This is a genomic window from Ketobacter sp. MCCC 1A13808, from assembly GCF_009746715.1.
In the GTDB taxonomy this organism is placed as follows: domain Bacteria; phylum Pseudomonadota; class Gammaproteobacteria; order Pseudomonadales; family Ketobacteraceae; genus Ketobacter.
This window is the reverse complement of sequence record NZ_VRKW01000001.1, coordinates 123355-148530: the sequence shown is the minus strand read 5'-3', so window position 1 is coordinate 148530 and position 25176 is coordinate 123355. Positions and strand designations below refer to the sequence as shown.

Genomic DNA, 25176 nt, shown 5'->3' with positions numbered 1-25176 from the left:
CTCAGCGTAACATTCAGATCCAGAGTAAGGGGCCCAGCTACAACGGCCCCTTTTTTATTCCAATTGCAGAATACCGTCTGCAAAGTAAAGAGGTTCTGAGGTTCTTAGCGTGACGACGCCCACTCAATTGCAAGATCTCCGCAAGCAGCTTGATCACTGCATGCTCCGGGATCGTCATCACTTATTGCGCCATGTCAGAAAAATAGAGCAGAGCCTATCCCGAGGGCAGGATGTGGCGGGGCAATGGCAACGTCTCACAGGCCAAGTGGCCGCATCGGTCTCCCTCGCGAAAAAAAGAAAACAATCGGTTCCACCGTGGTCCTATCCGGAAAGCCTGCCGGTGTCGGCCAGGGCCGAAGAGATAGTCACCGCCATCCGCGACAATCAGGTAGTCATTATCGCCGGCGAGACCGGCTCCGGTAAAACCACACAAATTCCCAAACTGTGTATGCAGGCCGGGTTGGGTCAATATGGTTTTATCGGCCATACCCAACCTCGTCGTCTGGCAGCGAGAACCGTATCCCAGCGCATCGCAGACGAACTGAGCTCACCTTTGGGTGAAGCAGTTGGTTTTAAAATCCGTTTCCAGGATCGGGTTGCCGATACCAGTATCATCAAATTGATGACCGACGGTATTTTGCTGGCTGAAATCAACCATGACCGTTTTCTGAGTCAATACAGTGCAATTATTATAGATGAAGCCCACGAACGTACGCTGAATATTGATTTTCTGCTGGGTTATTTGAAGCAGCTCCTTCCCAAACGACCGGATCTGAAAGTGGTGATCACCTCCGCCACGATCGACCACATGCGTTTTGCATCGTATTTCCATAATGCGCCGGTAATCGAAGTGTCCGGGCGTACCTATCCGGTGGAATTGGTGTATCGGCCGCTGGATAACGTTGAAGAGACGGACGAGGACACGGTTGCTGATGAAGAAAGCCGGATGGAAAGCGGGATTTTGCAGGCGGTTAAAGACATTCTGCAACGGCAACGCGAACAGCCTAAGACTCTCGGTTGTGGGGATATTCTGGTGTTTCTGGCCAGTGAACGCGACATTCGCCAGGTGGCAGACTATTTGCGGCGGCACGTTGGCAGTTTTCTGGAAATCATGCCGTTGTATTCCCGCCTCAGTAACGCAGAGCAAAATCGCGTATTCCAATCCCATTCCGGCCGGAGAATTGTTTTATCGACCAATGTGGCGGAAACATCGGTAACAGTACCGGGCATTGGTTATGTGATTGACACCGGCGTTGCCCGCATTAGCCGATACAGTTTTCGTACCAAGGTACAGCGACTGCCGATCGAACCCATTTCTCAGGCCAGTGCGAACCAGCGTGCGGGTCGGTGCGGGCGGGTTGCTGCGGGTGTTTGTTACCGGCTCTACTCGGAGCAGGATTTTCTGAACCGCCCTGAGTTTACGGAAGCAGAAGTGCTGCGCACCAATCTGTCCTCGGTGATTTTGCAAATGCAGGGGCTAAAGCTGGGAGAACTTGCCCGCTTTCCTTTTATCGACCCCCCGGATCAGCGACTCATTAATGATGGTTACCGTTTGCTGGACGAGTTGGGTGCCGTCGATCGCAATCGTCGCATTACCGCTCTCGGGTTTGATCTGCTGAAGTTTCCGGTGGACCCGCGTATTGCCCGTATGCTGGTGGCCGCTAACGATTTGCACTGTCTGCAGGAAGTTTTGGTGATCGCCAGTGGAATGAGCGTGCAGGAGCCGTGGCAGCGGCCCCACGAGCGGCAGGCTGCAGCGGACGAATCACTCAATCGTTTTCGACAGCCGGATTCCGATTTTCTTACTTTTAACCAAATCTGGCGGGAATGTGAAGAACAAAAAGCGGCATTAACCAATGCCCGTTATCGGAAGTGGCTGATGACGCGTTTTTTGAGTTATTTACGGATGCGGGAATGGCAGGATGTGTATCGCCAGCTGAAGCAAGCCTGCAATCAGCTAGGCTGGACTGAAAATAAAGAAGGCGCACGCTACGAAGAAATTCATAAGGCGATCCTGACCGGCCTATTGAGCCATATAGCAGTGAAAGATGACCAAAAAGGCTACATGGCTACCCGTAACCGCTCGCTGAGTATTTTTCCGGGCTCGGGATTAAGCCGGCGTAAACCAAAGTGGATAATGTGCGCCGAAATTGTCGAGACGCAAAAAGTATACGGCCGTACCGTGGCAAAAATAGAACCCGAGTGGGCCGAACAAATCGGTGCCGGGTTGCTTAAGAAAAGCTATTTCGAGCCCCATTGGGAGAAGAAGCGTGGATCAGCGATAGCGTATGAACAAACCAGTTTGTTCGGTTTGATCCTGACGCCCCGGAAAGCGGTGAATTACGCAGCCATCGACCCTCTGCTCAGCCGCGAACTCTTTATTCAGAATGCGTTGGTGGCGGGGGACTACGAAACCCGCGCTCCCTATGCCCGCCATAATCAGGCGTTGATAAACGATCTGGAATACCTGGAGCAAAAGTCCCGGCGCAGGGATATTCTGATCGACGAGCTGAGCCTTTATGCGCTATTCGACCAGATAGTGCCTGCCCACATCGTCAATGGAAAAAGTTTTGAAAAATGGCGTAAAAAAGCGGAGCACGAAAATCCCCGCGTGCTATATCTGGATCGGGCTCAATTGCTCGCATCCAATAACGATGATGTGTCCGAGCTTGAGTTCCCTGATGAAGTAGATGTGGAAGGTGGAAAAATTGAAATTGATTATCAGTTCGAGCCGGGGAGAAATCAGGACGGGCTTAACATCCTGGTTCCGGTCACGCTGATTAACCAGATCGAAGATGAAAAACTCGAGTGGTTAGTACCGGGGCTCGAAAAAGAAAAATGTATAGCGTTAATCAAAAGTTTACCAAAAACCCTGCGCAAACATTTTGTTCCGGCCCCCGATTTTGCAGATGCTTTTCTTGCAACACAGCCGGACAGGGGGCGCTCCTTGCTGTTGCAGTTAGCGGATTATCTTCGCCAAAGAAAAGCGATCGATATCAGTATAACCAGCTGGGATGAAAATGCACTACCGTTGCATCTCCGGGCCAACCTGCAGGTGGTGAACGAACAAGGCGAGCTGCTGCGTGAAGGGCGCGATATTCGTCAGATTAAAATGGAACTTCAGGGGCAGTTCCACCAGTCTTTGAAGCTGTTGACACAATCCTCTATTGATCAGCAACATTATGATCATTGGGCCTTTGGCGATATTCCCGAAGTCTATGAGCTAAAGCAAGGCAGCAGTGTTGTAAAGGCGTATCCTGCTTTAACGGATCGTCAGGATGGTGTCAGTCTCGAATTGCTTGATACCCAATATGCCGCCGAGCTGACCATGAAAAAAGGAATATTGAGATTATGTTTGCTGGCGTTGCCCAAGCAAGTTCGATATTTAAAGAAGCAGCATGGATTGGCAGAATCCGCAGTCATCAAATACAGTGCTTTCGGTGATAAAAAATCACTCACCGAGGGTTTGGTCGAAGCGTCATTTTTTCAAGCATTTGTTGCCCACAAACCGTTGCCACGTACCGAATCGGATTTTAAGGCACGTCTACAGAGTGGCAACACGCTATTGGCTTCTGCCGCCACCGAAATGAGTGACCTGATCGCGCTGATACTGGAGCAGCACCATATTGTTGTGACTATGCTGTCCGGTGATTCCTCACCGGCCCGGGTAGCCACCAAGCGGGATATTGAATTTCAATTATCTCAGCTCTTTCCCCAGAACTGGATACAAAATAGAGGGCTGGATCCTTTGCAACAGTATCCGCGTTATCTTGAGGCTATCCAGGTCCGCTGGAAGCGTTTGCAAGGTAAAATCGAGCGAGACCGGCAGCTAATTGACGAAATTGAAAGCCTGTGGGAACAGTACGAAGAGCGGCAGCAGAAACACCGCAAGGAGTCAGTTGTCGACGCGGCACTGGAAGAATGGCGCTGGGCATTGGAAGAATATCGCGTTTCAGTATTTGCCCAGGGCGTAAAGACCTCTTATCCTGTATCTTATAAGCGACTACAAAAGATGTGGCAGAAAGTCGCCCTTTGAGGAAAGAACCAGGGAATCAGGACGCCAAAAAGGAGCCTCCCATGTCTTCACGACAAATAGAACAATCTCTGATGGTGCCTTTATCCGGTGGACAGCAGCTGCATCTGCGACGCCTTTCGGACAGTCCGGATGCCCCCGCCATTTTATTGCTGCATGGCTTGCTTGAGGACGGCACCGTGTTTTATTCGCGCCAGGGCCGGGGTTTGGCGCACTTTCTAGCGGAGCAGGGATACGACGTCTTTATTCCTGATCTGAGGGGGAAAGGCCGTTCCTGGCCTCCGGTGAGCGGCTGGGCTCGGTACCGCGTAAAGGATGCTGTCAGCCAGGACATACCTGCTATCGTAGAAACCATCTTCAACCTAAAGGGAGCCTTTCCATCGTATTGGGTTGGCCACGCCTGGGGTGGTGTCTTAGCCAGTAGCTTTCTTGCCCGCTATCCTTCCTATCGCTCGTCCATCAATGGGCTAGTTTATTTTGGCACACGGCGGGTAGCCGTCGACCGTAATTGGTCGCGCCTGATCTGGGTGGACGGATTGTGGGGTTGGCTGGGGGGAATGTTTGCCCGGTTCAAGGGCTATATACCCGGACGAAGTCTGCGAATTGGCGCTGAAAACGAATTCAACGATATGCAGCAGGAAAGTATGAGTTGGCTTAACGGGCAGCCTTGGGTCGATCCGTCAGATGATTTTGATTACGGCAAAGCGCTGAGTGAGGGCCTAGACTACCCGCCCGCTTTGTATTTTGCATCGGCCAGTGATCTGGCATTTTCGAGTCCGGACGACGTGAAGGGGTTTATGCTGGAGGTGGGCCAGCACAATGGTCGTCTAGTTGTATTAGGTGAGGGCAACGGAAATAAACACGATTATTCACACGTCGGAATGCTCACACACCCGGATGCAGTGCATGATCACTTTCCGTTCATGGTAAACTGGATGTCCGAAATGGACCGATTACGCCAGGAAGCGCAGATTGGCAGCAATTCAAATCCTCAAAACTCAGATCAATCTGCCGCAAGTGGTAAATAACTGATATATTGACCAAAAAAATACTATGTAGGCTAATAAAAATGACAAAATCAATACCATCACAAGTGGTTGTGGTTAGTGGAACCGGGTTATACACACCAGAGGAAACCATTTCTAACCGCGAGTTAGTCGCTTCCTTCAATCAATACGTAGATCTCTTTAATTCAGAGAATCAGCATGCGATCGAAGCCGGGGAGCTGGAGCCATTAACCTATTCCAGCGAAGAATTTATTTATAAGGCGTCGGGTATTGAAAGTCGTTATGTAATGAATAAATCCGGTGTGTTGGACCCGGCCCGGCTGCATCCCCGTATTGCCGAGCGCAGTGACGAGGAGCAATCCGTTCAGTGTGAGATCGCGATTGCTGCCTGCAAAGAGGCATTGGCGCAGGCCAATAAATCCGCTGATGAAATTGATGCGGTTATTGTGGCGTGTTCCAATATGCAGCGTGCGTATCCGGCGATGGCAATTGAAGTTCAAGATGCACTGGGTATCAAGGGGTTTGGCTTTGATATGAATGTGGCTTGCTCGTCAGCCACATTCGGTATGCAGACGGCCAAGGACGCGGTTCTATCCGGTTCTGCACGGGCCGTCTTGGTGGTGAATCCGGAAATCTGCTCAGGGCATTTGGCCTGGGAAGATCGGGACTGCCATTTTATTTTCGGTGATGTGTGTACTGCGATTGTCGTAGAAAGTCTGGAAACAAGTAAAAGTGAGCAAAACTGGGAAATTCTCGGTAGTCGCCTGCAAACCCAGTTTTCCAATAACATCCGCAATAATTTTGGTTTCCTTAACCGGTGTGACGAAACCGGGGTGGGGGCGCGTGATAAACTGTTTCGACAGAACGGGCGTAAAGTGTTTAAAGAAGTCGTACCCATGGTGGCGGAAATGATTGTCAGTCACCTAGCAGACGAGTCAATTGAGGTGAATGAGCTCAAACGGATGTGGTTACATCAAGCCAACTTGAGCATGAACTTGCTGATTTCCAAGAAAGTATTGGGTCGCGACGCGAGTATCGAAGAAGCACCGGTCATTCTCAATGAGTATGCCAACACCAGCTCTGCAGGCTCCGTGATTGCCTTCCACAAACATCGCCAGGATATGGCAGTGGGCGCTATCGGTGTCATCTGCTCTTTCGGCGCGGGTTACTCGGCGGGAAGTGTAATTGTAAAAAGGCTTTGATCTAAAACATGGGGTTCGGGCCGCTCCTGGAATACCGTGAAAGCCGCAACTCAGGTTGCGGCTTTTTGCGTTTAGCAGCGTAGACCGGGGCGGCTGTGATAATTCTGTTAAGATTGCGCGGTACTGTGGGTTCAGCAATATTGTTACAAAGCAGACCAGTTAAGTGAAAAAGATGAACCATGGCTGAAACATTAACCGTTCAGCTTAGTCACACTAAACAGCAGTAGCTGATGTTCAAGCCAGTTTTACGCTGATTTCCCGGGTAGTTACCCGGATTTATAAAACCTGAATAGAAAGGCAAGGAGAAAATTACATGGCCAAGTTCAACTCTAAGTTCAACTCTAAGTTCAATTCATTAAATTCGCTAACCGCCGGTGTTGGTGCAGCTTTAGTGGCATCTGCATTGGTATCGACTCCGGTTAGTGCAGCGCAAAACCCGTTTGCGACATCCGAGCTTCCGTCGGGCTACATGCTGGCAGCTCACCATGAGGAAGGTGAAAAAGCAAAGGGCGAAGGTAAGTGTGGCGAAGGCAAATGCGGCGACAAGAAAGCCAAACATGAAGGCAAATGCGGCGAAGGTAAGTGCGGCGACAAAAAAGATAAAGGTATGAAAGAAGGAAGCTGTGGAGAAAGTAAGGCCAAAGGCGAAGGCAAGTGCGGCGAAGGCAAGTGTGGTAAATAAGGTATGTCAACTGTAACCCCACCATCCGTTCAAGGTGCAGGGTTAGGGCTGCGTCGTTCAATGCTCAATGCATTGAACGACGAAACTCTCGCTGCTGTGGATTTCATGGAAGTGGCACCGGAAAACTGGATAGATGTTGGCGGGCGCTTTGGAAAGCAATTTGGTTTGATAGCCGAAGCAGTTCCCTTTGTTACCCACGGACTGTCATTGTCGCTGGGTGGTCCGTCACCAATCGATACTAATCTGGTTTCTAATATCAAGACGTTTCTGGATCGTTATAATATCGATACATACAGTGAGCACCTCAGTTATTGCAGCGATCAAGGGCACCTTTACGACTTGATGCCAATACCGTTTACTGAGCAAGCGGTGACTCATGTGGTGTCGCGAATTCATCAGGTTCAGGATATTCTGAAACGGCCACTGGTTATCGAAAACGTATCCTATTATGCGGCTCCAGGGCAGGAGATGCAGGAGTTCGAGTTTTTGAAATCGGTGATAAGTCGTTCCGGCTGTGGTTTATTGTTGGACGTGAATAATATTTATGTAAACAGCATCAATCACGGTTACGACGCAGAATCTTTTCTTCATCAAATGCCGGGTGAACACATTGTTTATATGCATGTGGCCGGACATTACAATGAAGCTGACGATCTGATTGTGGATACGCACGGGGCGGATGTTATTGATCCGGTCTGGAATCTTCTGGAAAAGGCGTATCAAATTTTTGGTGTGAAGCCGACGCTGCTGGAAAGGGATTTTAACATTCCTGCAATGGACGTGCTGGTCAGGGAAGTAGAGCGAATACGCAGTATTCAATCACAGCACCAAGCCGATAATCCACAAGCTATTCCTAGGGAACAACGCGTACCAGTACGCACTACTTAATCAACGAAATAGTATTACCATGACCAGACCAGACTCATTGTTTAACCTGCAAACAAAATTTGCAGCTCACCTTCGTGATCCTGAACGTACGCCAGCGCCTACGGATGTCGAGGATCGCCGCATGAAGGTCTACCGGGAGTTGGTCTATAACAATATTGAAAGCTTTATCAGCGGTGCATTTCCGGTACTACGTAGCCTAACCAATGATGAAAAGTGGCACTGTTTGGTGCGAGGCTTCATATCCGGATATTATTGCCAGTCCCCGTATTTTCTTGAAATCAGCCAGGAATTTTTGACGTATTTGCAAGAGCAAAGAGCACCAGCCGCTGACGATTTGCCGTTTATGTTTGAGCTGGCACATTATGAGTGGATTGAACTCGCGGTTGATGTGGATGTTACAGAATTCCCCAGTACCGGCTTTAATCCAGGTGGTAACCTGATGCACGCTCGCCCGTTTGTTTCGCCGTTAGCCCATGTCCTGCATTATCAGTTTCCGGTTCATCGCATCGGTCCGCAATATGTACCACTCGAGCCTGTGCCCCCAGGCACGTTTTTAATAGTGTATCGCGACCAGCAATGCGAAGTACGCTTCATGGAAGTCAACGGCGTCACTGCGCGTCTGTTGATGGTGCTTGAGGAGCAGAAAACGTTTACCGGCGAGCAGGCTGTCCGGCAGATCATTGAAGAAATGCAACACCCGGATGAGCAGCTGGTTTTGGATGGCGGGCGCGAGGCGCTTGGTCAGCTGTATCAAAGCGGAATTGTGTTGGGTACTGAGTTGATGACCGTAACCGGATAGTCAATATCGTCAAAAAATAAAGCCGGATAACGCATCCAGATAGCGTATTCAGATTGCCACGAACGTTATCTTCAAAAGTAAATCAGCATAGGAAAAGTTATGTCGCGGGCAGTAAATTGGATTAATAAAGCGCAGGACGGCTTGCAGCATTTCAACGTATTCGATTTTCTGGCGCCCCTGGCTTTCAGATTGTATTTGGCTCCTATTTTTATCGCTGTCGGATGGCATAAGCTGAACCATTTTAGTGATATCGTCGATTGGTTCCGTTATTCGCTGGAATTACCGATGCCCGAACTAATGGCATTTCTGGCAACGTCTGCAGAGCTGCTCGGGGGGCTTGCGCTACTGGCGGGAGTTGCCGTGCGGTGGGCGGTAATCCCGTTAATGATTACCATGCTGGTGGCGGCTGTGTCTGCCCATTGGGATAATGGCTGGTTTGCGATTGCACCTTCCGATGCGGATTCCAGTATTGCGAATGTGTTTGCGGTGATCGGCTTTCCCGGCGCGGAGCAAAGTCTGCAAAACAGCATGGAAGTGTCTAACAGGCTGGAAGCGGCTCGCGGTATTCTCGGGGAGCATGGTAATTATGACTGGTTGACTGAAAAGGGGGCATTTGTTGTTTTGAATAATGGTATCGAGTTTTCGGTTACCTACTTCATAATGCTGATGAGCTTGTTTTTCACCGGCGCGGGGCGCTTCGTGAGCCTGGACTACTGGATTGGTAACCGGTTTCGCGCGGGGTCTGATGATTAAGATCTTGATTTTGCACTTCACATAAGTAATGGTTAGAATCCGTAATTGTCATGTCAGGTTGGGTTTATAGAATGAGCTTAATAAACAAAGGCTTATTGGTTCTGGGGTGGTTCTTCTGTAGTGTGGCCGGTGGTTCTGTCTGGGCGGCGAGCCTGGAAGACCGCGATCCGTGGGAAGGCTATAACCGGGCCGTTTTTACCTTCAATGACACCCTCGATTTTTATGTCCTTCGTCCGGCTGCCACTGGCTACGATCGTATTATGCCTAACCCGCTTCAAAACGGGGTCTCCAATTTTTTCAGTAATCTGGGCGAAATAAAAACCATAGCGAACAGTGTATTGCAGCTTAAGTTGAAACAGGCAGGGCTGGATACTACCCGTTTCTTGGTGAATTCCACGGTGGGGTTGTTCGGGTTCATCGATATTGGCTCGCGTATCGGCCTGGAAAAGCATGATGAAGACTTTGGCCAAACGCTGGGGTATTGGGGAGTTCCGTCCGGACCTTATCTGGTGTTACCGTTATTCGGCCCTAATACAGTGCGTGATACGTCCGGCATGGTTCCGGATTATTATGTGTCGCCGTATCGCGCTGTCCATCACGATCTTACCGGATATAGTATTACTGCGCTGGATGTATTGGACTTACGCGCAAGTTTGCTCGATATAGAAAAGCTGGTAGCGGGCGATCGGTATACTTTTTTCCGCGATGCGTACTTGCAGCGTCGGGATTTTCTGGTGAGCGACGGGGCTTTAGCCGACGATTTCCTGGAAGACGATCTCCTGTTTGATGATTTTGAAGACGACCCTGCAGATAGCAATGAGGATGAGACGTTCTGACCGGTAACCCTTATCCTGGCGAGGTGCGTTTGCTCATTATCTGCTGCATCCGGGCAATCGTCTTGGGTGATGCGATTACTTCTGTCCTGTGAAGGGTTTCGGTACACTTTTTCTTCCCCACAATAATAAATACAGTAAGGGAATCTCTATGAATTTAGCCATCAAGCTATTCTCCTTCGCAATCATCGGACTCGTGGTGACGGTCGCGTGGGCAGCGCCGCCCGAAGTGGTTGATCGTGGCTGGAAAGCTCAGGTAGAGCTGGCCGGGAACGGCGACCGCGCGCTTGCATTGGTACGCATGAAGGAGCTGGCTGACTTTCAGAACACAGTCTTTAACGGTCTGGAATTCCATCCGCAGACACAAACGTTCATCGATGACATGTGGGGCAATCTGGAAAGCTTTAACCTCGGTGATTTTTATAAGCAGTTACCGGAGGCGGATGGGGAGTGGCGCCAGTTGCGTGTGTACGGTGCCAGAAAAGGCAATCAGTACCAAGTCGGCCCGGATGCTGCTGCCATCGGACTCAATCCCACGGGTGAGACAGCAAATCTGGGAGACATGTCGGTCCGGGTTCAGGCAAAAAAAATAAAGGGCAGTTTGGGTGATCATTACCTCCTACAAAACGAAATGCAACTGGGTGTAGGTGAAATTCAGTGGCCGGCGATGCAGATGGCTACAGTTGAAGCTTTAAAGGTGATGGTAAATGGCGCTCCTGAATTTCAGAGTGAGGGCCAGCAATTTGTGGCGCAGCAGTATCGTGATAAAGCGCTGTCCATGAATCCTGATCTGGGCGTTGAGGATGTGGATATCATTGCTCCGCTATGGGCATCCTTTCCGGCAATGTGGGAACTACTATCCAAAGTCGGCAGAATAGAAGATGTTGTCTATCACAACCTCGATAAACCCTATCGTCAGTTAAAAGCCTCATTTGTGATAGATCCCGAGAAGATGAAGAAAAGCTATCCCCATATAGGTAAGCACCTGTTGAGCATGGATCGCTTGTTCAATGGAACTTTTCGTCTCACCGACGAAAGAGGGGAGCTGTTGACGGCTGAATTAGACAGTAAGAAGTTGCGCGGTAATTTTCAGGCTTTTGTGGCAGACGGTAAGATTGTTCCGGTCAAAGGCGGTGAGGTGATGCTGGATGCAAATCCCATTGCTGATGACAAACCCTGGAACTTGACTGCTCATATGAACAGTACGATGTCTATCCTGGGTGTCGTCACCCATATCGACAATGCCAGGGCGAAAGTGCAATTTCTTTCGAAGAAAGATGGCTTTAAGTTAGTGGGGCAGCTTTCTGATGTGCCGGATATCCGGGTTCAGGGCAAAGCGCTGGGTTTCATGCCGACAGCGATGATTGATGTGGTTATGCCGAAAAGCCTTGCCGAAATTATTCAGGAGTTCATCGGTGTGGTTTGTCACGGGAACGAGGGTAAAGGTTTTTTGCTGGGGGTTCAGTTTCAACAATCGCCGCCGGGCCAGTCATCCCAGCTGATTTTGAAGTCGGCATTTGAAGGCCTGGATAACTTTTTTATGCGAATCGGCATGGGCATCGTTAATGACCGGGTGTTGCCGGATCCTAAAGTGTCTGAAGAAGTAAGACAATTCGTGTTCGACGCACAAGCCGCATTTGCAGAAGATTTGAAAGCATTCGAAAGCATTGTCACGAAGATCGCCCCTGAAAAACAGGTGGCGCTTAGGGCCGTCGAATAGCCTTTGCGGTACGAAGAAAAGAGCGAAGCATTCAGCATGCTTCGCTCTTTTCAAACGGGTTAATCGCAAATCTGCTTGATGACGACGCCCAACCGGAAGAAATGCAAATTCGGTAACGGTGTCACGCGTACAACTTCAACCACGGCATCCAGTGGCGTGAAATCGGGACCTTCCGAAGGAATGGTTACCTTAAGCCTGTCGCCCATCATCAGCTTTTTCTCAGTCTCAAGTAGCATGCCGGCACCACTCAGATTTCTGCAGCGACCTTCGTATCGCTCTTTGCCATTTAGCTTTGTGAAGGTGACCATCGTGTCTACCTTCATACGGATAAAACCGCGTTTTTCTTCGTAGGATCTTTCTGACAAAGCCATGTGTCCTCTCTCGCTAATTCGGATTTATTATTCTGAAGTTCGATGGCACTAAGATCGCGCAAGTCAAAATCAGTATATCAGAGCAATTGAATATCGCTATGGTTTTAGGCTGCAAAATGATTTAGCTGTGGTAAAAAGGTATTAGTGCCTGGAGTCGGTTGCAAAACCCACTCATTGAGAGTAATTTTTAATCTTGCCACTTTGTTTGGGCAGGGTTTTATCAGGGTTGATTATTTCCTATATGAAGTCCACGGACACCGACAAATCCGATCATTCCATTTTGCTTATTGATCAGTGCGAAGTGCTACAGTCTCATGTGGCAGGGTGCTTACGTGATCATGGCTATGACGTTCATGTTACCGGAGACGTAGAAGAAGGGCGGTCGTACTGGCAACAAAAGCAGCCTGAAGTGGTCATCTGTGGTGCATCAGCGCCGGATGTAGATGGGCTGGAATTACTGCGGGATATCAAAGCCGGGGATACTGATACTCAGGTGATTATGATTTCCGGTGCAGGCGGAATGGAGGAAGTGGTAAAAGCATTGCGATTGGGTGCTACCGACTTTCTGGTTGATCCTGTTTCCGATCCCGAAGTTTTGCTTCACGCAGTCAAACGCGCGCTCGAAGAATATGAGTTGATTTTGCAGAATAAACGTTACCGGGAACAGTTGGAAGAAACCAATCGAGAGCTGAAAAACAGTTTACGTTTGCTTAAGGAAGATCAAGAGGCTGCTCGAGCGGTGCAGCTTAAGATGTTGCCCCCGACCAGCAAGAAATACGGCAACATTCAAATTGAGTATGAGATTATACCGTCACTGTATCTAAGCGGCGACTTCATCGATTATTTTAGCCTGGGGCCCGGTCGCATCGGCTTTTATCTGGCGGATGTTTCGGGTCATGGCGCTTCTTCTGCTTTTGTCACGATATTGCTGAAAACCATGGCGAACCGGGTCAAGCAACAGCACCGTAATTCTGAGCGCGACGGTCTGTTACCAGCCCAGATTCTTAAAAAGGCCAATCAGGACTTATTACCTTTAGGTTTAGGTAAGCATCTCGCTGTATTTTGTGGTTATATCGATTGCAACTCGGGTAAACTTATTTATAGTTGCGCTGCACATTTTCCTCCCCCAATTTTGGTAACAGAAGGTAAATCAATTGCTTTGCACGGGAAGGGTTTGCCAGTCGGCATTTTTGATGAGGTTAATTATGAAAATCAACAGGTTAATATCGGAAAGGAGTTTCACTTGGTGATTCTTTCTGATGGTATTCTGGAGGTTATGCCGCAGAACTCGGTCGCTGAAAAAGAACAGTACCTTATGGAAATCATAAGCAAGGGCATCCATAATGTAGGTGAGCTTGCAGATCATCTCGGGCTACACACCAAAGAGGTGGTACCGGATGACATAGCGTTGATGACGGTATCTTGTTCCGGAGCGGAATCCGCTTGAGTTCATGGCCCGTGTCAAGAATCAGTAATAGGGGCAGGTAGTAGTAATTCTATGGCTGAATCCAATTTCGGAAAAGCAATGTACGCGGTCCATCAGGGCACTTATGTGGTGAAACTCATAGGCGAAATACGTGTGCCAATCTGCTCTACATTGGACGCGTTCATTGAGCGAATGTTTACCGATCGACGCCTGTCATCGGTGTTGATCGATCTTAGTGAAACATCGGTGATTGATAGCACAGCGCTGGGCTTATTGGCTAAGATTGCTGTCCGGACCCGTAAGCAATTCCAGCAAAAACCGCTTATTATCAGTACCCAAGATGATGTTACGCGGATCCTGGATACAATGGGGTTTGAGAAGGTTTTTAATATTGTGTACGAAAGGCCGGTGCGCAGCCCGGAATTAACAGAAATACCCAAAGTGCCGTGCGACGAAAACAGCGCATTCGATAAGGTTTTGGAAGCGCACCGGGTGTTAATGGACATGAACGACAACAACCGGGAAACCTTTAAGGATGTGGTTGCCGCACTGGAAAGCAGGGCAGCGGAACCGGTCACATCCGAAGCCTCAAGACATCAAGATTCCACCACCAAATTACACCGGATCAATTAATTCTCTGTTTTAGTAATGTTTCCAGCTTAGCCTGATCCTTGGCGAAGTTACGGATCCCTTCCGCCAGCTTTTCGGTAGCCATAGCATCCTCATTCAACTGCCATCGGAAGCTTTGTTCATCCAGGCGTTTGTGTCGCGGGTCCGAAGAGGTCATGTCGGGGCTCAGGCTTCGTGTCAGAATTGCCGAATCCTGTTCCAGCTCACCCATGAGTTGAGGGCTGATAGTCAGGCGATCACATCCTGCCAGCGCTTCAATTTCTCCGGTGTTACGGAAGCTCGCCCCCATCACGATGGTGGCGTAGCCGTATTGCTTGTAATACCGGTAGATGCGGGTAACGGATTGTACGCCAGGATCGTCGAAGGGCGCGTACTCAGTCGTGCCGGTACTGGATTTATACCAATCCAGAATACGGCCGACAAAAGGGGAGATCAGGGTAATGCCGGCTTCCGCACAGGCTACAGCTTGGCAGAAACTGAACAGTAAGGTGAGGTTGCAGTTTATGCCTTCCTGTTCGAGCTGCTCAGCGGCCTTAATGCCTTCCCAGGTTGACGCGATTTTTATTAGTATCCGGTCTTTTTCTATGCCCAGGTCGCGATACAGCGAGACAATGCGTCGCGCTTTGTTAATGGTGGCTGCAGTATCGAAAGACAGCCTGGCATCGACCTCGGTGGAAATCCTGCCCGGAACGACGTTCAGGATCTCATTGCCGATGTTAACTGCGAGGCGTTCGCAGATTTCATCTACTTCCCCGGTTGAGCTTTGACGAATACTGCGATCAATCAATGGCTGGTATTCTTCGAGTTCCGCTGCCTTTAAAAGCAAGGATGGGTTGGTGGTGGCATCGATGGGCGTGTAACGACGTATAGCGTCTACATCACCGGTGTCTGCTACCACGGTGGTCATTGATCTCAATTGCTTTAGTTTGTTAGTCATTTTACAGCCTTGTAGCTTTTGGACTGGGCATCACTGCCTGGAATAATCGGTAGTTGCCGTGCTCAGCCGTCCAGTTCAGGAAGAAACGCCGCAGCCCTGCGGATCACTTCAACGTCGGCCCCGGGCTTATGCGCGTTTTCACTCAGGTAGCGCCGCCATTGTCTTGCGCCCGGGCGGTTTTGAAACAAGCCGACAATATGACGACTAATATACTTCAGATGTACCCCTTGCTGCATCAGGGTTTCGGTATAATCGCAAAGCTGAGCAATAATTTCATTTTCATTTAAAGTCGGGGTGTTGCGGCCGAATATTTCCTGATCCACCGTACGTAGTTGCATCGGGCTTTGATACGCAGCGCGCCCCATCATCACTCCGTCAATCCGTTGCAAATGCAGGCGACTTTGCTGCAGGTTCTCGATGCCCCCGTTGATGATGATTTCTAAATGGGGAAACTCGGCTTTCAACAGATAAACCCGATCGTAATTCAGAGGCGGAACGTCGCGGTTTTGTTTTGGGCTTAGACCTTTCAGCCAGGCTTTACGAGCGTGAACGATAAAGGTGCGCACTCCGGATTCTGCGACTAATGAAACAAAACGCTGCAGGTCTTCATAATCGTCTTGCTCATCAATCCCGATCCGGCACTTAACGGTTACCGGAATGGATACGGCGCTGATCATGGTCGCGGTGCATTGAGCTACCAATTCGGGATCGGCCATCAGGCAAGCGCCGAACCGGCCGGATTGAACCCGGTCACTAGGGCAGCCAATGTTCAGGTTCACCTCATCGTAGCCGTAATCCTGGGCCAGTCGTGCACAAAAGGCCAGCTGTTCAGGATCGCTGCCACCCAACTGCAAGGCAATTGGATGCTCGCAGGGTCTAAACGCCAGATGCCGTTCCTGATCGCCATGTACTAAGGCGCCGGTGGTTACCATCTCCGTATAAAGCAATGACTGCTTAGTGAGAATGCGGTGAAAGCCGCGACAAATCGAGTCTGTCCAATCCAGCATGGGCGCGACCGAAAACGCTCTGTTCAGTGATTTACGTTCTAATTCAATGTTTTGCATAGGGCTCTGGCTGCTACTGCTTTGTAGCAATCTGGCAACGGGTGGTGTGCTACAAACTCGCGAAATTAATGTTAACTGAGACTTCGCACAAAGGCCGGCGGGTATGTGCGACGTAATGCGGAAGCGGTTCAGCTAAGGGGAGGGAAGATACACGGAAATGCAGAAATTTGACAGTAAGCAGGAAACTCCATGCCCATATAAAGACGTATCTTGCCCCCCCAGTAAAGCGGGTATTGGCTCAGGTCGTGAGCGATCCGCCTAGGATCGGGTGATGTCTCGTATTACCGGTTTATTGCTTTGATGCGCAGTGCTTCACGGCTGTAGCTCTTAGCTCAGAATCCCTACAGCCATGGCAAGCAGGATACCGATTAGCAAATACGTTATGAAGCAGACCCAGTTATCACGATCCGGTTTAGCCACTAATTCGCCGTTAATGTACATATTTCTAAGGCGTTCTGCGTCGGATTTGCTGGTCAGTCTACACAGGTTGGCGTCGTAAAGGACGTCCTCACCTAATGTATCAACAAAGCGCCCATCCGGTGCCTTTACAACATAATAATCCCCATGCCGTTGTATTGTTGTATGCATACGAGTTGCCAGATCGTTAATCGGGCTTAAAGGTGCTTTTTTACGAGTTATCGGGTTTTTTATCGCGCTCTGGAGTCCGTTCATTGCCATGCCCTAAATTTGTTTTCTTTGAATAAATTAAAATGATGACGCCGCAATACTCGCTACCGGTCGTCGATTTACTGCAGTTCAAATTAGTCGGTTCAATTGGCTTTTAAAGGTACTGTATTAATTGTGCTCACGCCTGTTAGGTCGTGTGGTAACAAAACGTCTGCCTACACGCCGGTCGCTCTCAGCAATTCAGGCGGCGTTCGTTCAGGGCTGTATTACATAAACCAAATAGCACGGTGTTTTGTTGCGACTTGTTGTTGCCCCAGTTTTATTAAATCAGATTTTTCTAGCGTGGTCTCTATCAAATTTCAAGTTATTTCCAAGTTTAGGGGGCTTGGGTTCAGTGATCTTCACACGGACTCACGCAATCTGGCTATGGCCAAACACGCACGATAACTTTGTCAGTAATCGTTTTTTAGGCCTGCTCAATTGGGTCAATAAAGTATTATTAATCAATCAGATATTGTGCTTATCAATGTTCAGCTTTAGGATTTGTCGGCCTTTTTAATGTGAGCGGGTTCTGTTCGATAACCCGGCATTTCTAACACCCATTCGGGTAAGTCCTTTTTACTCTGCACACTACTGGATATAATTGCGCCCCCTCACCTCAATCACAGGAAACTTTGTTATGACTGTCAGAACCCGTGTTGCCCCGTCACCCACCGGTGATCCCCATGTGGGAACCGCGTATATCGCTTTATTCAACCGGGTTTTTGCAAGCCAGCACGGTGGTCAGTTTATTCTGCGGATTGAAGATACGGATCAGGTGCGCAGCACTGCTCAGTCGGAAGCCATGATTCTGGATTCACTTCGCTGGCTGGGGTTGGAGTGGGATGAGGGCCCGGATATTGGTGGTGATTTCGGTCCCTATCGCCAAAGTGAGCGTAGCCATCTTTATAAAGAGCATGCAGAGCGACTGGTGGCAAGCGGCCATGCTTTTCACTGCTATCGAACCCCTGAAGAGCTGGATGAGTTGAGAAACGCCCGTAAAGCTGCAGGCAAACACTCCGCTTTAAAACCCTCTGACCTAAAGCTGGAAGCCGATGAAATCGAGCGCCGCAAAGCCGCTAATGCTCCTTATGTCATTCGCATGGAGGTACCGGAAGAGGGTCGTTGCGAAGTGGAGGATTTGCTGCGAGGGACCATTGAGCTTGATTGGGGGCAGGTGGATGCGCAGATACTAATGAAAAGCGATGGTATGCCAACCTATCACCTGGCAAATGTGGTAGACGATCATCTGATGCAGATTACGCATGTGATTAGAGGCGAGGAATGGATTAACTCGGCGCCGAAACACAAATTGTTATACCAGTTTTTTGGGTGGGAAATGCCGGTGTTGTGTCATATGCCTTTATTGCGTAACCCCGACAAAAGTAAGCTCAGTAAACGCAAGAACCCCACCAGTATAAATTACTACAAACGCATGGGGTTTTTACCGGAAGCCGTGGTGAATTATCTTGGGCGCATGGGGTGGTCCATGCCCGCTGAACAGGAGAAATTTACCCTGCAGGAAATGACCGAGCAATTTGATATTCAGCGAGTGTCTTTGGGTGGTCCAGTTTTCGACACAGTGAAACTGAGTTGGCTAAACGGGTTGTGGATAAGGGAGTCTCTGACGGTTCAACAGTTGGCTACGAAATTCCGCGAGTGGGCATTTAACGAAGACTATTTGATGCAAATTCTGCCGCAGATTCATTCTCGCCTGGAAGTGCTCTCCGACGTGGCTAAATTGGCGGATTTTTTCGTTGCGGGATTATTGCCAGTGCAGCCGGAGCAATTCGAATTTACCAAACTCGAGCCCGAGCAGGTGAGAAAGGTGCTGCAATTCTGTGTTTGGCGCTTTGAAACTCAGCCGGATTGGGATAAAGAGGTGATCCACCACTCGCTGACAGTGTTATCAGTGGCGATGGGGTTGAAACTAAAAGACTTTATGATGCCGTTGTTCGTGGCTGTTTCCGGGCGCACCACGGCGCCGTCGATCATGGATGCTATGGCAATATTGGGCTCGGATATGACGCGCGCACGCTTACGTTTCGCGCTCGAGCTGCTTGGTGGTGCAAGCAAAAAAGAAACCAAAGCCTGGGATAAACAGTATCGGGTCATTGAATTTTAGACCGATCCCCGAGAGCACAAAAGTGGTTGACACCCAACGGAATTCTCCCTAGAATTCGCAGCCTCTCCAGATCGTTAAGGGCCCTTTTTTCGTATTTAAATGCGCAAAAACAACGGCTTAGCAAGTTTTTTGATTTGGTAGAGGCGGAAAAATTGGGGCTATAGCTCAGCTGGGAGAGCGCTACAATGGCATTGTAGAGGTCGGCGGTTCGATCCCGCCTAGCTCCACCAAATTTTGACGCAGCTCTCGTGTTGCGTCCCCTTCGTCTAGTGGCCTAGGACACCGCCCTTTCACGGCGGTAACAGGGGTTCGAACCCCCTAGGGGACGCCATTTTCTTGTTATAAGCGTCTGATTTAACAGTAATATATAATCAGAATGTGAATTTTGCGGTTTATATGGAGATTGTATCTGTTCCCGCAGTTCGGCCATATAAACCTTCCGGTATTCGAATCCGTCTACATCCCACTCCACTCAATGTCTTCTCTTTCTCCGTTTTGCTTTGTGCCGCAGCATGTTAAAACTTGTCACTGCCCTAATAAAGACGATTGTTTCTTTTACCCTGTAGTGTCTATATTAATTACACTACGATAGGAATCATTGTCGCAGGCCGCCTTGGGGGGGAAACTTTGCGAGCAGATCCAACTTTTTTAGGAGCTGGGCTTGTTGAGTTTTAGGCTATTGAAGATAAGGATTGGTGTATTCAGACGTTTTGCAATTCGGGCACTGTCGGAAGTTATTAGTCAGTAGAGAAAACGTCTGCAAAGCACATACACGACAAGGATCAACGGATCAATGGGGCGCTTTATACTGCCGTGTAAGCAATTTCTGCCGGAAGCTGAGGCTTCTTCTCTACACCTAATTTGTTTTGTTTTTCCTTTAAATTCAGATGTTTCCATAATTCTTCTAAATTCCTGTTTAACTTGCGTGTGGTCTGTCTTTATAGATATAAAAGTCGTCAAATGGAGTGGTTATATGGATGTAATCAAGACTCTTCGCCCCGGGGATAGTGGCACTAAAAAACTGACCAAACGTTATGGGGATAAATTAGTCTGTGTGCGGTACAGAAAGGACCAGGTAACACAGCGACGCTATACCACCATAGAGCTGATTGTCGATGAAGGGCCCATCGGGGCTGCAGAAAGAGACGAAATCGCTGATGAAACCCTGTAAATCAGGTTATACAGTAGCCTAGATTGATGTTTAACGTTGCTCTTGGCTCGATGACCCCTCAGTTTAGTCCTTAAGGCTGATGTACTTGTGTAGCCCTGTGTTACTATTCTGCTTGACCAAACAATAAAGAGGGAAATCGGCGGTATGAATCTGAAAATAAAAACATTATTTCCTATGTCCATGGCGGCAATGATCCTGATTGCCGGTTCCGTTCAGGCAGAGACTCCGGAAGAGAAAGGCTACGCGATTTTTAACGAAGCGGAGGTGCGTGGCGATGGCTATGTCGATAGCCAGTCCGACATGGTAATGATTCTGAAGAACAAGCAGGAAGCGACCAGTGAGCGTGAAATGTCGGTAAAAGGCATGGAAGGCAGCGGCGATGAAGGTGATAAAACGTTGATGGTGTTTTTAACTCCCCGGGACCAAAAAGGGACGGCGCTGTTGACTCATCAACACGACGGGCGGGATGACGACCAATGGCTCTACCTTCCCGCGTTGAAGCGGGTCAAAAAAATCGCCTCCAGTAAAAAGTCCGGGCCGTTTATGGGTAGTGAGTTCTCTTTCGAGGATATTGGCGGGCAATCTCTGGAAGATTACACCTATAAATATTTAAAAGACGAAAAGTATGACGGTCAGGATTGCTTTGTCGTTGAGAGTTATCCGAAAGACAAAAACTCAGGGTACACTCGCGTCGTAACCTGGGTGGATAAAGAGCATTATCGAACCTTGAAAGCAGAATTTTATGACCGCAAGAACAGTCATTTGAAAACCATGACCTCATCGGGATTCAAACTGTATCTGGATAAATTCTGGCGTCCTGACGAGCTTTTGATGGTGAATCACCAGACCGGCAGAAGCACTGTGTTGCAGCAGAAAAACACCAAGTTCGATACCGGCTTGTCCGATTCGGATTTTAATAAAAACAGTTTAAAACGAGCCAGATAAGTCATGTAGAAGCCGTATCAGTTTAATCGGGTACGGCTTTTAAACAGAGGGCGTTTGGCTGCAAGCTGGCCAGGCAAAAGGTAGTACAATAATAAGAGCTGTTATGCGGTTAACACAGTTAATAGCATCGGCGCTGGTTTTTCTGTTCTGCAATTCTGCAATGGCGGTGTTCGAACCGCTATTTGAAAATGGGGAGTGGAGCGCTCAGACCGGAGCCGAGTACCGATATTTCAAAGACCCAGGGGATTCTGGTCAAGGGCAGAATGCCATTGCATTACGGCTCTCTGCTGAATATTACACGTCATGGAACGACGATCAGGATTTGTTGACCTTCACCCCTTATCTGATTCTGGATGGCCAGGATGAGGAACGGACCCATGCGGATATCCGTGAATTACTTTGGGTTCACGTTGCCGATGATTGGGAGCTGCGTTCAGGGATTACCCGGGTTTTCTGGGGAAGAACAGAGTTTAACCATCTGGTGGATTCCATTAACCAGTTGGATTTGGTGGATGGCGATGATGAGAAACTGGGTCAGCCAATGATTAATTTGTCCGTCGTCGATGACTGGGGCATTTTTGATTTCTATCTGTTGTTGGGGTTTCGGGAACGAACCTACCCTGGTTTGGACGGGCGCTTGAGAACCCCTATACCGGTTGATACGGATAACGCCAGGTATTCCGCGGATACCAGCCCACAAGACGTGGATTTCGCTTTTCGTTGGCAGCGGCCCCTTAACGATTACGTGGAGGCGGCGTTCTCGGTTTTTTCCGGTGTTGACCGGGAGCCCTGGTATTCCTGGAACTTCAATTTAAATAATCCCATGTTGGTGCCGAATTACCAGCACAAAGACCAGTTTGGCTTGGAGCTGGAATACATTTACGAGGGGTGGGCTGTTAAGTTCGAAGGTATTGGTGTGCGCAGCTCGCGGGAAAATTATCACGCAATGGTCGCAGGTGTGGAATACGGATTTTACGGTCTGTTCGGCAGCAATATTGATATGACCCTGATCACTGAATATATGTATGATTCACGTGATGATGCGACGCCGGGTTTCCTGGAGCATGATGTGGGTATTGGTGGAAGATTCAACTTTAACGATGAATTTGGTACGGCGATGCTCGGTGGTATCTTGTGGGATCCGGACAGCGAAGAAAAAGTGATTTCATTTGAGTATGAGCGACGTATCTTTAGCGATGTGCTGCTCGAAATTCAGGCTGTCACCGTATTGGAGCGCGCGCAACGTGTTCCGAGGAATCAGACGACTGCTCAGGCTATTAGCTCTCTCATCAACTCAACGGTTATAAACCCGGATGATTTTGATTACCGGGAAATTGTCGATTTCCTGTCGGATCTGGTTGACGAAAATGGCTATGATTTTATTTTTGATCCTGCCTTTGGGTTGGACGTCATTCAGGAGTTTCAGCGTCTTTCTGATACCGGTAGAAAGCTGAGTATCATCGAAAGCGATGATTATATCCAATTCAGGCTGACCTATTATTATTGAGATTATTGGCTCCCTTTGTACTTGATTCAGGCTATGGATTGCCTGTGTTAGGTGTTCTACATTCCATCTCTGCAACGCCCCCCTTACAGAATCTGTTGTCACGGAATCAACGAATTACGGCTATTAAGGTCTATACTGACTGAATGTGGTTCAGAGTGCAGCTCAGGTTATGGTAAGGGAAGAAAAGCTCCAGAAGGATAGAAAGATTTTGCGCAAGATCGACTCGAATCTTGCCAGCCACAGCCGTTATCTTGTGGCAGCCAACATTTTGGTGTTCGTGTTTATAGCGACGGTAGGTGGATACTACGTTGTTCACGCCAGGACTACCGTGTTGGCAGCTTTAGCCCTGTTGCTGCTCAGCATGGGCACCATGTATTTGGGGCTGCGTTTCGAAAGCACCTACGGAGCTGGACCAGCGCGCTGGCGTCAGGTCTATATCGGGCTGATGATTGCCACGTCCGTTTACCTGGGTACCTTTTGTGCCTCATTGATTTTGCTTGATCAGATCAGCGTCAATTCCTTTCTCATCACGCTTTATATTGTTGGTTACTCAGCAACCAACAATGTGGAGTGGTCGCCTTACCATAAATTTAACGTGATTCGCCTACTGGCGTTGTTTTTGCCAACGATAGTGGCCTACTTTGCCATTGCCAATATTAACGGGCTCTCCATTGCGGTAGGGTTATTGGTGGTATTAACCATGCTGGTAAGACAGTCGCGCCTGATGACAATTCGCCATTGGGATAATGTCAGAGTGCATCATGAATTGCATACCAAGGCTCGAGATTTGTCTCATGCGGTCCACGAGGCAAACGATGCGAGCCAGTTCAAGACTGAATTTCTTTCCAATATTACTCATGAGATCCGTACGCCCATGAATAATGTATTGGGAATGCTGGCGCTTCTGGATGATACGGAGCTGAGTCAGCAGCAGCGAGAGCTGCAAAAGGTGGCCGTACATTCCGGTGAAGCATTATTAAGCTTGATCGATGATATTGTGGATTTTTCCCGTATTAGTTCAGGCCAGATTCAGTTAAATGAGGACGTGTTCAATGTTAAACGCTGTATAGATCATACATTGGAGCTGCTGGGACCAAGAGCACACGAGCAAGGAATGGAGATTAGTTGTGCCTATCAAGCGGATATTCCGGTGCGTGTTAAGGGCGACCAGAATCGTTTGATGCAACTGGTAAATAATCTGGTATCCAACGCGATTAAATACAGTGCCGGCACCGAGATTACATTACATGTTGACCTTACAAAGTTGTCTGAAGCAGAAGCCGAGCTCAAAGTGCTGGTAAAAGATAACGGCAAGGGCATTGATGCAGAGCTGCAGGATCGCCTATTTGATGCATTTTCGAAAAAGGTAAATTATGCTCAGGGTGGAACTGGCCTGGGTTTGGCGATCAGTAAAGGGTTGGCAGAATGCATGCATGGCCAGATCGGATTTGAATCGAAGCCGGAGACCGGCTCGGAGTTCTGGTTTACTGCCCATTTACAACTCTCCACTCAGCAAGCCCAAAAACCCGCCGCGGTCAGAGAGCTGGTAGGTAAGCGGGTGTTGATTGTAGGCGCCGGCGAGGGCGTGTTGGATTCGTTGGTTTCTCAGTTGGTAGATTGGGAAATGGTTGTGGAATCCGTTATCGACCGAGATTCCGTAGTCAAATTGTTGAAAGCTGATCAACAGGCCGATAGGGGTTACCATCTGGTTTTAATAGACCTTCCTGTGACTCAGGCTATTGATTTGCAGCTTGTTGAACAAATACGCCATGAACCGGAATTAGACAGCGTACATCTAGTGGTGCTGTCGTCATTGGCGCAACGGGCGGATGCGCTCAGAATTGATATTGAGCATAGCCATCATCTGCATTGGTTAAGCAAGCCGGTAACGCAGGAAAAGCTTTGCAGGGCTTTAATCGAAAGTTTCGGACTGGATCAGCCGCTGCCGGAAACAAGTGAACGTAACGAACCAGGTGAAACCGAAGTAGATGGACGTCGTATATTGCTGGTGGAAGATAATGCCGTTAGTCAGTTGGTCGCCAAGGGCATGCTAAATAAGCTGGGTTACGCCGTGACTTCGGTAGTGAACGGCAAGGAAGCGCTCGGTATACTGGAAGAAAAAGTGTTCGATCTCATTCTAATGGATTGCGTTATGCCGGTGCTGGATGGTTATGAAACAACACAGGCCTGGCGTGAAACGGAAGTGGCATCGGGCAATCGGGTGCCGATTATTGCAATGACCGCCAGCGTGGTAGAGGGTGAGCAGCAGCGTTGCCTGTCCTGCGGTATGGATGATTATCTTTCCAAGCCTGTTAATGTCGAGGAGCTCAGTGCTAAAATCCGGCAATGGCTGGGTGCAAAAGACGACGTCTCGAGTCCGACCGAATCCGATAGAAAAACCGCATAAAAAAGGAATC

20 protein-coding genes and 2 tRNA genes are annotated in these 25176 nt (G+C 48.9%); 18 read left to right on the top strand and 4 right to left on the bottom strand.

The annotated features are described in order from the left end of the window. Positions 1 to 109 precede the first annotated feature (109 nt). The 9 genes from hrpA to FT643_RS00635 all read left to right on the top strand — a co-directional run bounded on the left by hrpA (position 110) and on the right by FT643_RS00635 (position 11917). Entirely contained in the window at positions 110 to 4036 is a 3927-nt protein-coding gene (gene hrpA, locus FT643_RS00675; protein ID WP_198043226.1) for an ATP-dependent RNA helicase HrpA, read from the top strand. A gap of 41 nt (positions 4037 to 4077) precedes the next feature. Further along, entirely contained in the window at positions 4078 to 5061 is a 984-nt protein-coding gene (locus FT643_RS00670) for an alpha/beta fold hydrolase (protein ID WP_156868764.1), read from the top strand. Between the two features lie 41 nt (positions 5062 to 5102). Further along, positions 5103 to 6242, top strand: a complete 1140-nt coding sequence (locus FT643_RS00665) for a beta-ketoacyl-ACP synthase III (RefSeq protein WP_156868763.1) — start codon at positions 5103 to 5105, stop codon at positions 6240 to 6242. Between the two features lie 313 nt (positions 6243 to 6555). Next, positions 6556 to 6924, top strand: a complete 369-nt coding sequence (locus FT643_RS00660; protein WP_156868762.1) for an HvfA family oxazolone/thioamide-modified RiPP metallophore — start codon at positions 6556 to 6558, stop codon at positions 6922 to 6924. Positions 6925 to 6927: 3 nt separating this feature from the next. Next, on the top strand, positions 6928 to 7812 hold the full coding sequence (locus tag FT643_RS00655; protein WP_156868761.1) for an HvfB family MNIO-type RiPP peptide maturase: 885 nt from the start codon (positions 6928 to 6930) through the stop codon (positions 7810 to 7812). Between the two features lie 19 nt (positions 7813 to 7831). Beyond that, positions 7832 to 8611 carry an HvfC family RiPP maturation protein gene (locus FT643_RS00650; RefSeq protein ID WP_156868760.1) on the top strand — a complete coding sequence of 260 codons (780 nt, stop codon included), beginning with the start codon at positions 7832 to 7834 and terminating at the stop codon, positions 8609 to 8611. Positions 8612 to 8710: 99 nt separating this feature from the next. Further along, positions 8711 to 9364, top strand: a complete 654-nt coding sequence (locus FT643_RS00645; protein ID WP_156868759.1) for an HvfX family Cu-binding RiPP maturation protein — start codon at positions 8711 to 8713, stop codon at positions 9362 to 9364. A 71-nt stretch (positions 9365 to 9435) separates the two neighbouring features. After that, entirely contained in the window at positions 9436 to 10200 is a 765-nt protein-coding gene (locus tag FT643_RS00640; protein ID WP_156868758.1) for an MlaA family lipoprotein, read from the top strand. Between the two features lie 148 nt (positions 10201 to 10348). Further along, entirely contained in the window at positions 10349 to 11917 is a 1569-nt protein-coding gene (locus FT643_RS00635) for a hypothetical protein (RefSeq protein ID WP_156868757.1), read from the top strand. A gap of 59 nt (positions 11918 to 11976) precedes the next feature. Here FT643_RS00635 and FT643_RS00630 read toward each other — a convergent pair whose 3' ends face one another. Further along, positions 11977 to 12282, bottom strand: coding sequence for a PilZ domain-containing protein (locus tag FT643_RS00630; RefSeq protein ID WP_198043225.1), 306 nt, complete (start codon positions 12280 to 12282; stop codon positions 11977 to 11979). A 247-nt stretch (positions 12283 to 12529) separates the two neighbouring features. On the opposite strand from FT643_RS00630, the gene FT643_RS00625 reads away from it, so the two are divergent. Continuing rightward, the gene (locus FT643_RS00625; protein ID WP_156868755.1) at positions 12530 to 13735 is read left to right on the top strand and encodes a SpoIIE family protein phosphatase; all 1206 of its coding nucleotides are present in this window, start codon (positions 12530 to 12532) and stop codon (positions 13733 to 13735) included. Between the two features lie 51 nt (positions 13736 to 13786). Next, the gene (locus FT643_RS00620; RefSeq protein ID WP_232339804.1) at positions 13787 to 14347 is read left to right on the top strand and encodes an STAS domain-containing protein; all 561 of its coding nucleotides are present in this window, start codon (positions 13787 to 13789) and stop codon (positions 14345 to 14347) included. Here the strand turns inward: FT643_RS00620 and tal are convergent. The 3 genes from tal to FT643_RS00605 form a co-directional block, all read right to left on the bottom strand. Further along, on the bottom strand, positions 14340 to 15281 hold the full coding sequence (gene tal, locus FT643_RS00615) for a transaldolase (RefSeq protein ID WP_156868754.1): 942 nt from the start codon (positions 15279 to 15281) through the stop codon (positions 14340 to 14342). The genes FT643_RS00620 and tal overlap by 8 nt on opposite strands. Positions 15282 to 15343: 62 nt before the next feature. Continuing rightward, a complete protein-coding gene (gene dusA / locus FT643_RS00610) occupies positions 15344 to 16345 on the bottom strand; it encodes a tRNA dihydrouridine(20/20a) synthase DusA (RefSeq protein WP_156868753.1) in 1002 nt (333 codons plus the stop codon). A 327-nt stretch (positions 16346 to 16672) separates the two neighbouring features. Further along, on the bottom strand, positions 16673 to 17017 hold the full coding sequence (locus FT643_RS00605; protein WP_156868752.1) for a hypothetical protein: 345 nt from the start codon (positions 17015 to 17017) through the stop codon (positions 16673 to 16675). A 634-nt stretch (positions 17018 to 17651) separates the two neighbouring features. Between FT643_RS00605 and gltX the strand changes: the two genes are divergently transcribed. The 7 genes from gltX to FT643_RS00570 all read left to right on the top strand — a co-directional run bounded on the left by gltX (position 17652) and on the right by FT643_RS00570 (position 25166). Continuing rightward, on the top strand, positions 17652 to 19136 hold the full coding sequence (gltX, locus tag FT643_RS00600; RefSeq protein ID WP_156868751.1) for a glutamate--tRNA ligase: 1485 nt from the start codon (positions 17652 to 17654) through the stop codon (positions 19134 to 19136). Between the two features lie 154 nt (positions 19137 to 19290). Further along, a tRNA-Ala gene (locus tag FT643_RS00595) sits at positions 19291 to 19366 on the top strand. Between the two features lie 25 nt (positions 19367 to 19391). Next, positions 19392 to 19467, top strand: a tRNA-Glu gene (locus FT643_RS00590). A 642-nt stretch (positions 19468 to 20109) separates the two neighbouring features. Beyond that, the gene (locus FT643_RS00585; RefSeq protein WP_156868750.1) at positions 20110 to 20307 is read left to right on the top strand and encodes a hypothetical protein; all 198 of its coding nucleotides are present in this window, start codon (positions 20110 to 20112) and stop codon (positions 20305 to 20307) included. A gap of 144 nt (positions 20308 to 20451) precedes the next feature. Next, positions 20452 to 21252, top strand: coding sequence for an outer membrane lipoprotein-sorting protein (locus tag FT643_RS00580; protein ID WP_156868749.1), 801 nt, complete (start codon positions 20452 to 20454; stop codon positions 21250 to 21252). A 103-nt stretch (positions 21253 to 21355) separates the two neighbouring features. Next, the gene (locus FT643_RS00575) at positions 21356 to 22759 is read left to right on the top strand and encodes a hypothetical protein (RefSeq protein ID WP_156868748.1); all 1404 of its coding nucleotides are present in this window, start codon (positions 21356 to 21358) and stop codon (positions 22757 to 22759) included. A gap of 169 nt (positions 22760 to 22928) precedes the next feature. Further along, the gene (locus FT643_RS00570) at positions 22929 to 25166 is read left to right on the top strand and encodes a response regulator (protein ID WP_156868747.1); all 2238 of its coding nucleotides are present in this window, start codon (positions 22929 to 22931) and stop codon (positions 25164 to 25166) included. The last annotated feature ends 10 nt before the right edge of the window (positions 25167 to 25176 follow it).

Excerpts from the sequence above, each read along its gene's own strand:
- FT643_RS00670 (WP_156868764.1), top strand. The coding sequence starts at position 4,078 with ATGTCTTCACGACAAATAGAACAATCTCTGATGGTGCCTTTATCCGGT.
- FT643_RS00650 (WP_156868760.1), top strand. The coding sequence starts at position 7,832 with ATGACCAGACCAGACTCATTGTTTAACCTGCAAACAAAATTTGCAGCT.
- FT643_RS00660 (WP_156868762.1), top strand. The coding sequence starts at position 6,556 with ATGGCCAAGTTCAACTCTAAGTTCAACTCTAAGTTCAATTCATTAAAT.
- dusA (WP_156868753.1), bottom strand. The coding sequence starts at position 16,345 with ATGCAAAACATTGAATTAGAACGTAAATCACTGAACAGAGCGTTTTCG.
- gltX (WP_156868751.1), top strand. The coding sequence starts at position 17,652 with ATGACTGTCAGAACCCGTGTTGCCCCGTCACCCACCGGTGATCCCCAT.
- FT643_RS00635 (WP_156868757.1), top strand. The coding sequence starts at position 10,349 with ATGAATTTAGCCATCAAGCTATTCTCCTTCGCAATCATCGGACTCGTG.
- FT643_RS00575 (WP_156868748.1), top strand. The coding sequence starts at position 21,356 with ATGCGGTTAACACAGTTAATAGCATCGGCGCTGGTTTTTCTGTTCTGC.
- FT643_RS00625 (WP_156868755.1), top strand. The coding sequence starts at position 12,530 with ATGAAGTCCACGGACACCGACAAATCCGATCATTCCATTTTGCTTATT.
- FT643_RS00655 (WP_156868761.1), top strand. The coding sequence starts at position 6,928 with ATGTCAACTGTAACCCCACCATCCGTTCAAGGTGCAGGGTTAGGGCTG.
- FT643_RS00570 (WP_156868747.1), top strand. The coding sequence starts at position 22,929 with ATGGTAAGGGAAGAAAAGCTCCAGAAGGATAGAAAGATTTTGCGCAAG.
- FT643_RS00585 (WP_156868750.1), top strand. The coding sequence starts at position 20,110 with ATGGATGTAATCAAGACTCTTCGCCCCGGGGATAGTGGCACTAAAAAA.
- FT643_RS00605 (WP_156868752.1), bottom strand. The coding sequence starts at position 17,017 with ATGAACGGACTCCAGAGCGCGATAAAAAACCCGATAACTCGTAAAAAA.
- tal (WP_156868754.1), bottom strand. The coding sequence starts at position 15,281 with ATGACTAACAAACTAAAGCAATTGAGATCAATGACCACCGTGGTAGCA.
- FT643_RS00640 (WP_156868758.1), top strand. The coding sequence starts at position 9,436 with ATGAGCTTAATAAACAAAGGCTTATTGGTTCTGGGGTGGTTCTTCTGT.
- FT643_RS00645 (WP_156868759.1), top strand. The coding sequence starts at position 8,711 with ATGTCGCGGGCAGTAAATTGGATTAATAAAGCGCAGGACGGCTTGCAG.
- FT643_RS00620 (WP_232339804.1), top strand. The coding sequence starts at position 13,787 with ATGGCTGAATCCAATTTCGGAAAAGCAATGTACGCGGTCCATCAGGGC.
- FT643_RS00665 (WP_156868763.1), top strand. The coding sequence starts at position 5,103 with ATGACAAAATCAATACCATCACAAGTGGTTGTGGTTAGTGGAACCGGG.
- FT643_RS00580 (WP_156868749.1), top strand. The coding sequence starts at position 20,452 with ATGAATCTGAAAATAAAAACATTATTTCCTATGTCCATGGCGGCAATG.